The organism is Solibacillus sp. FSL W7-1436 (genome assembly GCF_038007305.1).
Taxonomy (GTDB): Bacteria; Bacillota; Bacilli; order Bacillales_A; family Planococcaceae; genus Solibacillus.
Window position 1 is genome coordinate 514,452 of the sequence record NZ_JBBOWV010000001.1, and the last position, 12,895, is coordinate 527,346.

At 45.1% G+C, this 12,895-nt stretch carries 7 protein-coding genes and 1 pseudogene; 6 read left to right on the plus strand and 2 right to left on the minus strand.

Going from position 1 to position 12,895, the window contains the following annotated elements; genetic code table 11:
* The first annotated feature begins 23 nt into the window (after positions 1–23).
* The 6 genes from MKX73_RS02590 to MKX73_RS02615 are packed head-to-tail and all read left to right on the plus strand — an operon-like array spanning position 24 to position 10,777.
* A complete protein-coding gene (locus MKX73_RS02590; protein WP_340716161.1) occupies positions 24–278 on the plus strand; it encodes a phosphopantetheine-binding protein in 255 nt (84 codons plus the stop codon).
* Positions 279–283: 5 nt separating this feature from the next.
* The gene (locus MKX73_RS02595; RefSeq protein ID WP_340716162.1) at positions 284–7,222 is read left to right on the plus strand and encodes an amino acid adenylation domain-containing protein; all 6,939 of its coding nucleotides are present in this window, start codon (positions 284–286) and stop codon (positions 7,220–7,222) included.
* Complete coding sequence (locus MKX73_RS02600) at positions 7,215–7,421, plus strand: MbtH family protein (protein ID WP_340716163.1); 207 nt, start codon at positions 7,215–7,217, stop codon at positions 7,419–7,421. Before MKX73_RS02595 ends, MKX73_RS02600 begins: the two co-directional genes overlap by 8 nt.
* Positions 7,418–8,785 carry a DHA2 family efflux MFS transporter permease subunit gene (locus MKX73_RS02605; RefSeq protein ID WP_340716164.1) on the plus strand — a complete coding sequence of 456 codons (1,368 nt, stop codon included), beginning with the start codon at positions 7,418–7,420 and terminating at the stop codon, positions 8,783–8,785. Before MKX73_RS02600 ends, MKX73_RS02605 begins: the two co-directional genes overlap by 4 nt.
* 29 nt (positions 8,786–8,814) lie before the next feature.
* A complete protein-coding gene (locus tag MKX73_RS02610) occupies positions 8,815–9,456 on the plus strand; it encodes a 4'-phosphopantetheinyl transferase family protein (RefSeq protein ID WP_445783320.1) in 642 nt (213 codons plus the stop codon).
* Positions 9,443–10,777 carry an MFS transporter gene (locus tag MKX73_RS02615; RefSeq protein ID WP_340716166.1) on the plus strand — a complete coding sequence of 445 codons (1,335 nt, stop codon included), beginning with the start codon at positions 9,443–9,445 and terminating at the stop codon, positions 10,775–10,777. Before MKX73_RS02610 ends, MKX73_RS02615 begins: the two co-directional genes overlap by 14 nt.
* Before the next feature lie 52 nt (positions 10,778–10,829).
* On the opposite strand, the gene MKX73_RS02620 is transcribed toward MKX73_RS02615, so the two are convergent.
* Positions 10,830–12,080 carry a cytochrome P450 gene (locus tag MKX73_RS02620; protein ID WP_340716167.1) on the minus strand — a complete coding sequence of 417 codons (1,251 nt, stop codon included), beginning with the start codon at positions 12,078–12,080 and terminating at the stop codon, positions 10,830–10,832.
* A 157-nt stretch (positions 12,081–12,237) separates the two neighbouring features.
* Positions 12,238–12,870, minus strand: a pseudogene (locus tag MKX73_RS02625) (isochorismatase family protein); the annotation flags it as partial.
* Between the last annotated feature and the right edge of the window lie 25 nt (positions 12,871–12,895).

Here is a 12,895-nt window from a genome sequence, read left to right on the forward strand (position 1 = left end):
ATTAAGAAAAGAAGGTTGATAATATGACAACTCAAACTGACTTTACAATAGAACAGCTACGCGAACTTGTTGCTCAATATGTGACAGAACCGATTGATACGATTTCGGATGAAGATTATTTACTGGATGTCGGAATCGATTCCATCACGATGATGACAATCGTTGAAGAACTCCGTCAAAAAGGCTTTGCACTTACATTCATACAGCTTGCCGATGAGCCAACAATCTACGGGTGGCATCGTCTGATCAAACAATCGATGGCAGATTACGGAGGTTGAGTCGAATGGCTGAATTACGTTTCCCTTTAACTGAAGCTGCCGCAGGGATTTGGTATGCCCACCATTTAACGGAAAGCCCTTTATACAATACAGCGGAGTACTTACATATTCAGGCTCCGATCGATTCCAAACTGCTGTTACAGGCAGTCAATGCCACAATTGAGAGCGCGGTTGGACTACATATCCAATGTTCGGAGGAAGAAGGCTCACTTTTCCAGACGATTCCTTCTTCGGTTCAATTTCATTCTCAACAGATTAGTTGTTCAACGGCTGAAGCGTTTCAACATATGCAGGAAGATGTCGGAACATTGCTTGATTTAACAAAGGACAACTTTGTACGCGCCATTTTATTTTCGGTATCTGCCGAAGAACATTTTCTTTATTTGCGAATTCACCATCTTGTCAGTGATGCGTATAGTTTCCGGTTACTGTTCCAGCAAATTTCCGAGCGCTATTCGGCATTGACACATAACGAATCCTTTACAAAGCAGTTTGGTGACTATGTTCAGATGGTGGAGCAGGAAGTTCAGTACAAAACTTCCGACAAGGCAACGGCGGACGCTGCCTACTGGTTATCCAAAATGCAAGGAACCGAAGTCATTTCGCTTAGCAGAAAAAAGAGTGGTCGAATGGGACAGGTCATTTTGCACCCCTCTTCCCTTTCTTCCGCTACATGGGCGAAATTAGAAACATACAGTAAACAGCTGCACGTCAACATACAGGAAGTCGTTACTGCAGCAGTTATTGCCTACACAAAACGGATGACACAGGCAGAGGATATCATTGTCGGCATTCCGATGATGAACCGTTTTGGTCATAAATCACTGTCCGTACCAAGTACACGAGTAAATGTTTTGCCTTTACGTGTGACTTTTACATCTGTGGAAACTTTTGAACAGCTATGCATAAATGTGAAAAGCTTCATGACCGAGTTGAAACAGCACCAAATGTACCGTCAAGAACAGCTGCGCCGTGATTTGCGGCTGACAACCGATGACCAGTTGTATGGTCCGGAAATTAATTTCATGCCTTTTTATGAAAACTATCTATTAGGGAATGTCGAGGTGGAGCACAAAAAAATTGTGACAGGACCTGTAGAAGATATTTCATTCAATTTCTACAACACGCCGCATGGTATGCAGTTTGATCTTGTAGCCAACTCGGACCTTTATGACCAGGCTGAAGTGGAACGTCATGCCGCGCGTTTCCTCCAATTACTTGAGTTATTGGTGGATCAAGCTGACACACCGCTGTTCAACTTGCCATTGCTATTACAAGAAGAAGCGGCAATATTTGAGGCAAAACAAGGTCCTGCCAGTGAGATGAAAAATGCTACGGTGTATGAATTATTCAAAAAACAGATGGAGCATATGCCTGGTGCGACCGCTGTTCAGATGAATGATACACCGATTTCCTATGCAGAACTGGATCTGCTTGTCGGTCGGATTGCGCATCAGCTGAAAGTGCATGACATTGGGCTCGAAGACTTTGTTGGAATTTGCATGGACCGTTCGATTGAAATGGTCGCAACGATGCTCGCCTGCTTCAAGGTAGGTGCTGCCTATATTCCGATGGACCCTACTTATCCGACAGAACGACTGCTTTATATGATCGAGGATGCTCGTCCTAAAATTGTGCTCGTTAACAGTGAAGTTTCTTTTAATGAAGAAGGAACTCCCATTGTGCCGTTACAGCCTTCCAAGCAAATTTACGAACCGATTGCCTCTTGTATCGGACAAACAGCTTATATGATTTATACGTCTGGATCTACCGGAAATCCAAAAGGTGTCGTTGTTGAAATGCCAGGTTTGGTTAACTTTTTACAGGCGATGCAGCGTCAATTCACATTATGTGAAGAAGATAATTTACTGGCGATTACAACGGTTTCTTTCGATATTTCGGCATTGGAGCTTTATTTACCGCTGCTGTACGGGGCATCCATTCATCTGGCGACAAAGGAACAAGTACAAGATCCGGTTGTGATGCAGTCACTGATTCAGCAGCAAAACATTTCCATCATGCAGGCTACACCGACTGTTTGGCAAATGATTGTACAGTACGCAAAAGATGCGCTGAACGGACTTACTGTACTTGTCGGTGGTGAAGCCCTTTCAAAAAGTCTTGCGCAGGCACTACTGGAAGCAGGTGCAACCGTTCACAATATGTATGGACCTACCGAAACAACAATCTGGTCAACTTACACGGAAATTCGCCCGCAAGATGCCCCTTCATTAGGTACTGCAATCGACCGGACAGACATTTATGTGCTCGATGCCATGCTTCAGCCCGTTCCGATTGGTGTCGTTGGTGAATTGTATATTGCTGGTGACGGATTGGCTCGCTGTTATCATAATCGTCCATCCCTAACAGCTGAGCGTTTTGTTGCACATCCATTTGCTGCAGGGAAACGCATATACCGGACAGGAGATTTAGTTGTGTGGCAGGAGGATGGCAGCCTTCATTATGTTAGCCGTGCCGACCATCAAGTAAAAATTCGCGGTTTTCGCATTGAATTGGGCGAAATCGAAAATGCGCTTGAAGAAATGACTTCGATTGAACAAGCCGTTGTGATGATCCGTGAAGATCAGCCGGGTCATAAACAAATCGTTGCCTATGTTGTTGGGAATGAAACGGAGCAACAGTGCAGACTGCAGCTAGGAGAACGTTTGCCGGATTATATGATACCTGCTCATTTTGTTTTCATGGAAGCCTTCCCATTAACGAATAACGGTAAGGTTGACCGAAAGATGTTGCCGCAGCCTCATGTTTTGAACATTGAAAAAGCGAAACCGACAACACGTACTGAAGAAACGATTTGCGCATTCTTTGAAGATATTTTGAATCTGCCATCAGTGGGAATCGATGAAAATTTCTTCCAGCTAGGAGGGCATTCCCTGCTCGCAACCGAGCTGCTGTTGGCATTACGGAAAACATTTGCTATCGATTTATCGATCTCTGTTATTTTCAATCAGCCTACTGTAAAAGAGCTGGCACAAGCAGTGGAACAGGCAAAGAAAAAGACGTTCGCTGTAATCGACAGACAGCATGTTGAAAGAATTCCTTTATCGCATGCACAGCGCAGTTTATGGTTTATCCAGCAGCTGGAGGAATCAAGCGCTTCTTATAATATTCCGCTTGTTTATACATTTGAACAGCCGATCGATGTATTAAAACTGATTAAAGCCATTGGTAAAGTAGCAGAAAAACATGCTATTTTACGTACGATATATCCTGCAGTGGATGGGGTGCCCTATCAGCTGATCATTGAGGATCCACCGAAAGTGCTGATTGAGGAATTGAGCCCAGAAGAAGTGCCGTCTCAAATCAATGCGTGCACACGCTATGCTTTTGATTTGAAACAGGAACCCGGCTTCCGTGTAACGCTCATTAATACGAACACATTGGTCGTTGTATTCCATCATATTAGTGCGGATGGCTGGTCACTTGCGACATTCACTGAAGATCTGCAGCTTGCCTATGATGGCCATGAGCTTGAGCCGTTAACGATTCAATACCATGACTTTGCGGTTTGGCAGCAAACGCACGGTGTTTATACAGATGACAACCTCGCTTATTGGACGGAAAAACTAAAACATGTCCCGGATGAGATTGAGCTTGTCCGCGATGGGAAGCGTCAATTGCAGTCGAAACCAACAAGCGAAACATTAACGTTTACAATCGATTCCGCGCTTCACGGACAATTGCAGCAGCTTGCCAAAGATGAACAGGCAACACTTTACATGGTGCTACAAAGTGGATTCTTAGCCCTCATGACAAAGCTCGGTGCAGGTGAAGATCTGATTCTCGGTAGCCCTATTGCGGGTCGCGATCAGGAAGAACTGCTGGCGAACGTCGGGATGTTCATCAATACGGTGGCAATGCGTACGGATACTTCCGGGGATCCTCATTTTACAGCATTACTGGAACGCGTAAAACAAACATCGATTGAGGCAATGGAGCACCAATATGTTCCTTTTGACCATATAGTCGAAGCATTAAAGCCGACACGCGTTCCTTCGCAGCACCCGATTTTCCAGATTATGTTTGCCTTACAGAATACGCCTCAGCCATCACTTGTAATGGAAGGTCAAAATGCCGACATTCAGCTGCATACGGTTGGGCAGCCGAAATTCGATTTGAATATCGAGGTGCGGGAGGTATATCTAGCCGAGCAGCCTAATGGAATCGAAGTACAGGTGGAATACCGAACAGATTTATATGAAGCAAAAACAGTTGCCGCTCTAATGGAACGCTATGTAATCGTCCTGCAGCAGGCGTTGCATAATCCGGCCATTTCAGAATTGAATGTGCTGTTGGAACAGGAACAAGAAAAAATCCTGCTTAACTGGAATCCGAAAGGCCATGTAAGCAAGCAAAAAACGATTGCCGAACAATTCGAAGCGATTGTGGAAATGCATCCCGAACGAATTGCCGTAAGTGACGAAAAAGAAGGGCTAACTTATACCGATTTGAACCGTAAAGCGAACCAGTTAGCGCATCTTTTACTGGAAAAAGGCGTTACATCTGAAACATTTGTCGCACTGTTAATGCCGCGTTCAACCGATATGATTGTCAGTATTTTAGCCGTTTTAAAAACCGGCGCTGCCTATGTGCCGATCGATCCGGTTTATCCGCAAGACCGTATTGACTATATTTTGAATGATTCAAACCCGAGCTGTTTAATCACTTCCGAAGACTTGAAGCCGTCTGCAGAAGCGACGCCTGCGATGGAAGTGCTTGTAATGGAGGAGCTTTCGCTTACTTCATTCCCTGCTGAAAATACGGAACATAACAATCAGCCAATGAATCCGGCTTATGTCATCTATACTTCCGGTTCAACAGGCCGACCAAAAGGTGTGGTTATTCCCAACCAAAACGTTATCCGCTTATTTGATGCAACAGATAAATGGTTTCATTTTAACGAAGAAGATCGCTTGTCGCTGTTCCATTCCTATGCCTTTGACTTTTCCGTATGGGAAATATGGGGAGCCCTGTTATACGGTGGCGAGCTCGTAATTATCCCGTACAATGTCAGCCGCTCTCCCATCGACTTTTTGACATTGCTTGCAGACAAGAAAATTACGGTGCTGAACCAGACACCATCTGCCTTTTATCAGCTCATGACCATTGATAAAGAACATCCCGAACTGTCCGAACAACTGGCACTTCGCTACATTGTGTTTGGCGGGGAGGCACTTAATCTGACGCGTTTACAGGAATGGTATGACCGACATCCGGCAGATGCCCCTACCCTTGTGAATATGTACGGCATTACCGAGACAACTGTCCATGTCAGCTACTTAAGTTTAAATGAAGAACTGAGCCAGTCACAGGCGAATAGTCTGATCGGCACGGCGATTCCCGATTTAAACATCTATGTCCTTGATGGGCAGTTAAAACCTGTTCCTCCCGGTGTTGTCGGCGAAATGTATGTTTCTGGAGAAGGCTTGGCACAAGGCTATTTAAACCGCGCTTCCTTAACGGCAGAACGTTTTATCGCCAACCCTTATGGAATTCCGGGAAGCCGGATGTACCGAACAGGCGATCTGGCTCGCTGGACGAAAAACGGCGAACTGGACTATATCGGACGCATTGACCACCAAGTGAAAATACGCGGTTTCCGCATTGAGCTTGGCGAGATTGAACAAGTCCTTCTGAAACATCCGCAAATCGCACAGGCAGCTGTCATTGCGAGAGAAGATCGAAAAGAAGATGTCCGCTTGGCTGCCTACTATGTTCCGGAGCAAGGCACGGATGTAACCGAACAAATGTTGAAAGAATTCGTTTCCCGTTCGCTACCGGCCTATATGGTTCCTTCAAGCTGCACTTGCCTGGAGCAGATGCCGCTTACCGCCAACGGAAAACTGGATACGAAGCAGCTCCCTGCACCTGTCATTACATTGCAGGAACTTGTATTGCCGAAAACACCGCAGGAAACATTGCTTTGTGAACTGTTCTGCGAAGTACTGAATCTGCCACAGGTGGGCACAGAGGACAGCTTTTTCGAACTTGGCGGCCACTCGTTATTAGCCGTACAGCTGATTGGACGCATTCGCGAGGCATTCGGTAAAGAGCTGGCAATCGGGCATTTATTTGAAGCACCTACTGTATCCGGTCTCGCACATATTCTGCAAAAAGGGAAAGATTCGCAAGCATTGAACACCGTACTGCCGTTACGCAACGGGGAGCAACCGATTTTTGCTGTCCATCCTGCAGGGGGGTTAAGTTGGTGCTATGCCGGACTGCTAAAAAATCTGCCGCCACAATTTGCCCTATACGGGATTCAAGCAAAAGGGATTGCGCAAGACTGTGAACTTCCGCGTTCTTTAACTGAAATGGCGCTCGGCTATATTGAGGCCATCAAGGAAATTCAGCCAAAAGGACCTTATTGTCTACTCGGATGGTCTCTTGGCGGAAATGTCGTACAGGAAATGGCTGTCCAGCTGGAACGCCAAGGAGAAGAACTGTCGCTTCTATGCATTATGGATGCCTACCCGTTCACATTCACTCCACCAGTGGAGCTGACGGAAGAACAGGAGGCACTTGTCGCACTTCTTGCCCTAGCCGGCTATGAACCTGACATAGAAGATGAAGTTACACAGGAATATGTAATGAATGCTCTAAAAGCAGAAGGCAGCGCGATTGCAACATTAGATGAGTCGACCATTTTGCTCTTAAAAGAAGTGTATAAAAACTCGATTCAGTTACTGAAAAATCATCAGCACGAAACGTATGATGGCGATGCTTTATTTTATAAATCTACACTTGTGCCAGATTGGATCCCGGACGTTGATGTTACTTCGTGGAATCCGTATATCAAAGGAGAGCTTACACAGATTGATATTGCATGTCGCCATAAAGATATGTGTCAGTCCATCCCATTGAATGAAATCGGCCAAACGTTAATCAAGCACTTAGTAAAGGAGAAAAAAATGTATGTCTAACCCTTTTGAACAAGATGATCGTGAGTACTATGTTTTGCGAAATGCGGAAGAACAGCACTCATTATGGCCTGCAGTCATCCCTGCCCCTGCCGGATGGGAGGTCGTATATGGCCCTGCATTAAAACCATTATGCCAACTCTATATAGAAGAAAATTGGCTGGATATGAGACCTAAAAGTCTGCGTAGTGTTTTAGGATGAAAGCACAGCGAGCAGTCATCATCGCCCTCTATGTAGTGGCGATGTTCATGGTTTCGATCGACGGAACGATTGTCAATGTGCTTCTTCCTACGATTGCCGTTGAATTCGGTGTAACGCCGGGGGCAACGAATGGCATTAATATCGGCTACCTTGTCAGCATCGCGGTTGCGTTGCCTGCTGCCGGCTATTTAAGCAATCGGTTCGGCGTAAAAAGAATGTATGTACTCTCTGTCAGTCTATTTACACTTGCCTCTCTTCTTTGCGGATTGGCGGGAAGCTTGCAGGCCCTTATTTTAGCGCGCGTGCTGCAGGGACTGGCAGGAGGAATCATTACACCCGTCAGCATGACACTGCTGTTTCGGACATTCTCTCCATCGGAAAGACAAAATCTGTCGCGTTCATTAGTATTGCCTATCGCCTTTGCACCGGCGATAGGTCCATTAGTGGGCGGACTGTTTTCGGAGTATTTATCATGGAACTGGGCATTCTTCATTAATATTCCGTTTGGTATCATCATCGTCCTGATCGGACTTTTTGCCTTAACTGAATTTGAAGTTTTTAAAGCACCATTTGATACGAAAGGCTATATGCTCATTGCACTCGGGTTGCCGCTGTTAATGCTCACACTGAGCCTTATTGCATCAGACGGTGTTTCCATTACGGTCGTCTTTTGTGCGATTGTCGGCGTATTTTTATTAAGCCGTTTTTATGTATATGAACGAAAAATAAAAGAACCGCTGCTGGATGTGCGTCTGTATGAACAACCGCTTTTCCTTTCATCGAGTCTTGTCGCGATGTGTTCCATGGGCGCCTTGATGGGGATGCTGTATCTGTTCCCGCTCATGTATCAGTACGCATACTTAGCTTCTGCTCTGGAAAGCTCACTTATTACGTTTACTGAGGCACTTGGACTGATGGTCGCTTCCAAATTACTGCCTCGAACATCCAAGCGTTTCGGCATGCTGTATACAGTACGTCTCGGTTTGATCGGTACGGTAATGATTTTCTGCTGTATCGCCATCCTTGGTCCTTCAGCAAATCCTTGGCTGTTACGCGGATTGATGTTTGCTGTTGGAATTTGTTTAGGACATAGTGTAATCGGTTCGCAACTTTCCGCCTTTCATCATGTAGCGAAAAGTCAGATGAGCAAGGCGACAACGCTATACAATATGCTTAATCGCGTTGGAGCTGCAGTAGGAATTGCACTTGTCGCGACGACATTAACCGTATCTGGTCGCTACTTTTCAGAGATCCTTTCTTATCAGTACGCCCTCGTTGCTACGGTTGTTCTGCTTCTGGCAGGACTCGGCTGTTCTTTATTTGCAAAAGAACAGGAAACTATTTTAAATGGAGAAAAAGCATGACAACCATTGCCTATTGCAAGATCAACGAGATGCCTACTGATTGGCAACGTTATCTTCCCTTTTTGGAAAACGACGTGGTGCAGCGGGTTGGACGCATGCGGAAAACGGAAGATCAGTTGCGAACGGTTTGTGCTCATTTACTGACGAAGATGATGTTGGTGACGACTTACAATAAGGAATTGTCGGAAGTTCGCTTTTCCAAAGATTCAAACGGTAAATACCAACTAGGACAAGACCTTCACTTCAATCTCTCACATTCCGGAAGTTATGTGGCATGTGCCATTAGTACGTTTCCGGTTGGAATTGATGTGGAACAGCAGGTAATAAGGGACTTTTCCCTCTTTCAAGCGTTGTGGAGCGAAGAGGAGAATCATCTCTATAAGCTTCTTGAACAGGAAGCTTTCTATGCCCTCTGGACTGCTAAGGAAAGTTACGGGAAATATAAAGGGTTTGGTTTGGACGATTCTTTAATGGAAGCAACGATTCGGCAAGATGGAACGATTCATCATCCCGCCTCACGTGTAAAAGCCCGTACCATTCCTTTTTTCCTTGCACCTGGTTACAGTGCTGCAGTCTGTTTGGAGGATTCATTGGAGACCGTGACGCACGTTCAGTGGGCACAAATTAAAACATTTTTTATGAAAAAGGTTGGGACATATGCGAAAAATTGACGTTTCATCAGTAATCGATAATAGTACATTTACTAAGACACATGCGACTGTTTTAGGATGGTGCATTCTCCTCATCTTATTTGACGGCTATGATCTTGTTGTCTTTGGCTCGGTCATTTCCTCGTTGAAAGATGATTGGGGTGTCAGCACCTCCGTACTCGGGACAATCGGCTCCTTGACATTGATCGGCAGTCTGATCGGTTCGTTTATTTGCGGGATGTTGGCCGACAAAATCGGCCGGAAGAATGTCATTATTGCCTGTGTGCTTGTTTTTGCTGTGTTTACGCTTTTAACAGGATTGACGGATTCTCTTATTGCTTTTGCCTTCTTCCGTTTCTTTGCAGGAATCGGGCTTGGTGGGATTCCACCGCTCGTTGTGACACTGACATCAGAGTACTCGCCTAAAAAGATGCGCAATATAATGGTAGGAATTATGTTCAGCGGTTACTCCATCGGCGGCATTTGTGTGGCGCTTTTAGGGATATGGGTCATTCCGAATTTAGGTTGGCAATGGATGTTTTATATCGGGGCGATTCCGCTGCTTCTTTTACCGATCATTATTAAATCTATGCCTGAATCGATTTACTACTATATAAAAAAAGGACAGCTTTCAAAGGCCCAGCATATGCTAAGCCGCCTGAACACAGACTATGTACCGCAAGACGGCGATCAGCTGATCATCGAGCAAGAAACAAAAGACGTGCCGGTTGCCAAGCTCTTTAAAGAAGGTCGTGCAAAAGCAACCATTCTCTTTTGGGTCATTTGCTTTATGGGACTGCTGCTTGTTTACGGTCTCAGCACATGGCTGCCACAAATGATGATGGCTTCCGGCTTTGCGTTGACATCCAGCCTGCTATTCTTGCTCAGCCTCAATATTGGCGCCATTATCGGATCAATTACGGGCGGTTTTATCGCCGATCGTATCGGTTCGAAAAAGGTGTTGGCAACCCTTTATAGTTTAGGGGGGATTTGCCTCTTCTTGCTTGCTTTCAATCCTACCGTGTGGATTTTGTATTTGCTCGTTGCGTTTGCAGGAGCCGCATCGATTGGAGCACAAAATTTAAACAATGCTTTCATCTCCTCTTACTACCCGTCTTCAATGCGTTCGACCGGTCTTGGGACAGCACTTTGCGTAGGTCGCGTTGGTGCCATTATCGGACCTTCATTAGGCGGATATTTACTAGCGGGCTCAGCACCTGTGTACATTTGCTTTATTGCCTTTGCCATCCCGGCATTTATCGCGGCAATGGCAATCTATGCACTGCCGATGACGACAACCAACGCTGCTCATCGGGCGAAGAGTATCGAGATAACGAGTTAGCATTTAAAACGCCTGTAACCGAATAAAAGGTTACAGGCTTAATCAGTTCATCTTATACTCGCTGAACATTATTAATAATCACTTTGCTTTTAGGCAAGCTTGGAATGCTTACTTTACTGTAGCTTAAATCTTGTTCCGGGACATCGTACGTCATTTGGTTAACTAGGAAATCTAGACTCACTTTCATCATCTCAATCGTCACCCATTCCCCCGCACAGCGATGGCCTAAATAGTAATCGCCGCCACCTTGCGGAATAAAGCTGAACGGACTTCCATCCCAGTTTTCAAAACGGCTCGGCTGAAACACTTCGGGATTCCCCCAAATATTCGTGTCATGATTCGTTCCGTATAAATCCAATAAAGTTAAAGTACCTTTTTCAAAAGTATAGTCTTTCCAAGTGAAATCCTCTTTCACTTCTGCTGCGGCAAACGGGAAGAATGGATAGAAACGGCGCACTTCCTGTACAAACATCAGTGCATTCTTTTCATCGCCGGATTTAAGTTTCTCCCGCTCTTCAGGATAATGATGTACGGCCAATGCCGAGAAATTAATATAGACCGCAATCGCTACAATCGGTCTCAATATATTGATTACTTCCACCGCAGCAATCTCCGAATCCAGAAGATTTCCTTCCAGATTCCGGTGCCATGCAAATGTGTATAATGCCGTACCTTCTTCTGGGTTCACTTCGCCTTCTCGCACCAGACCGACCATTTCACTTATCCACTTCTCCACGCGATTTCGCGCATTTCTCCCTGCCCAATGAGCTGGTCCAATTGCTGTTGCTGACTCGAACATCGCCCGTAAATCGTCCGCCAGTTTCTTCATTTCCTTTTCTTCAACAGGCACGCCGGCCCACTCGCAGGCAGTACGGCACATGATTTCCAGCGTTTCTTCGTAAAGCACGATTTCATCCATCTGCTGCCATTTAGTTAAAGCTGTATCCCACTGCTTCGCGGCAATTTCATTCAGTTTTTTAAGTCGGACCGGGGACATAATGGACATAAACATCTCTTTTCGGTGCTTATGGGCATCTCCATCCAGTGTCTGTACACCCTTTTTGCCGAATAATGTTTCGGCAACACGGTTTGGTGCAACGCCTGCTCTTTTAAACTTACTATTGTCGTAAAAAAGGTCGGCCGCTTCCTTTCCGCCCATACAGACCGCCTTTTTTCCAAGCAATCGTGTTTCGAACAGATCGGAATGAAAGCTTTGTCTTCTATTTAAAATATACAAATAACCTTCTCTCAGAAGATTCAGGCTGTGGTCAATTCCTTCTTCCTTTGGCACTGAATTTGTCATCTACTTCATCTCCTTTTGTCTAAAAACATTGTCGGTAACCAATTCCCTGTTTATTCTTCAAAAAAACTTGCTTCCATTTGAACGCAAAAAACAGGCGGCGAAAATTTTCACCACCTGTTAATTCTTATACGAGCTCTGCTTTTGCAGATGCCTCACGCTTTAGCTGGTCCATAATTTGTGCTGTAGAATAAACTGCCCCACAGCGTCCTGCTACATAGTTGATCGCCATTTCATGCTCATCTTGTGTAAAATCAGCTACTGCATCGGCAATGAAAAACGGCTTAATGTCCGACATGAAAGCTTCTCCAGCAGTCATGAGGCAACCGATATGGGCGTAAACCCCACAAATGATTAACTGATTTCGGCCTTGTTCGTTCATCATTTCCAGTAAATTTGATTTCTTAAATGCACTGTAGCGCCATTTTTTCAATACGATATCGGCCTTGCCTGGCGCCAATTCATCGATCACTTTTGTAACGTTCGGGTCGTCTTTTAGTCCCGTTCCCCAAAAGTCAGTCAGTAATGCGCGGTCCTCTGGGTTTTGATTGCCTGATTGCGCCGTATAGACAACCGGAATGCCAAGTTCATCGCATTGTTTTCTGATTGCTTTTATGTTGGCAATCAATTCACGAACTAATGACGAATCCTTCTCATAATAATCGATAAAGTATTGCTGCATATCATGAATGAGTAGGACAGACTTGTTCGGATCGACTTCCCACCCTACTTTGTTTTTTGGAAGATAGCTTTCTTTCGGCATTTTATATGATGAGATCGCTGGAATAGCCATCTAAATCACTCCTTTTCCTTTTTGG

What these genes read in the sequence shown, in the direction of transcription:
- MKX73_RS02590 (WP_340716161.1), top strand. Translation starts at nt 24, where the DNA reads ATGACAACTCAAACTGACTTTACAATAGAACAGCTACGCGAACTTGTT.
- MKX73_RS02595 (WP_340716162.1), top strand. Translation starts at nt 284, where the DNA reads ATGGCTGAATTACGTTTCCCTTTAACTGAAGCTGCCGCAGGGATTTGG.
- MKX73_RS02600 (WP_340716163.1), top strand. Translation starts at nt 7,215, where the DNA reads ATGTCTAACCCTTTTGAACAAGATGATCGTGAGTACTATGTTTTGCGA.
- MKX73_RS02605 (WP_340716164.1), top strand. Translation starts at nt 7,418, where the DNA reads ATGAAAGCACAGCGAGCAGTCATCATCGCCCTCTATGTAGTGGCGATG.
- MKX73_RS02610 (WP_445783320.1), top strand. Translation starts at nt 8,815, where the DNA reads ATGCCTACTGATTGGCAACGTTATCTTCCCTTTTTGGAAAACGACGTG.
- MKX73_RS02615 (WP_340716166.1), top strand. Translation starts at nt 9,443, where the DNA reads ATGCGAAAAATTGACGTTTCATCAGTAATCGATAATAGTACATTTACT.
- MKX73_RS02620 (WP_340716167.1), bottom strand. Translation starts at nt 12,080, where the DNA reads ATGACAAATTCAGTGCCAAAGGAAGAAGGAATTGACCACAGCCTGAAT.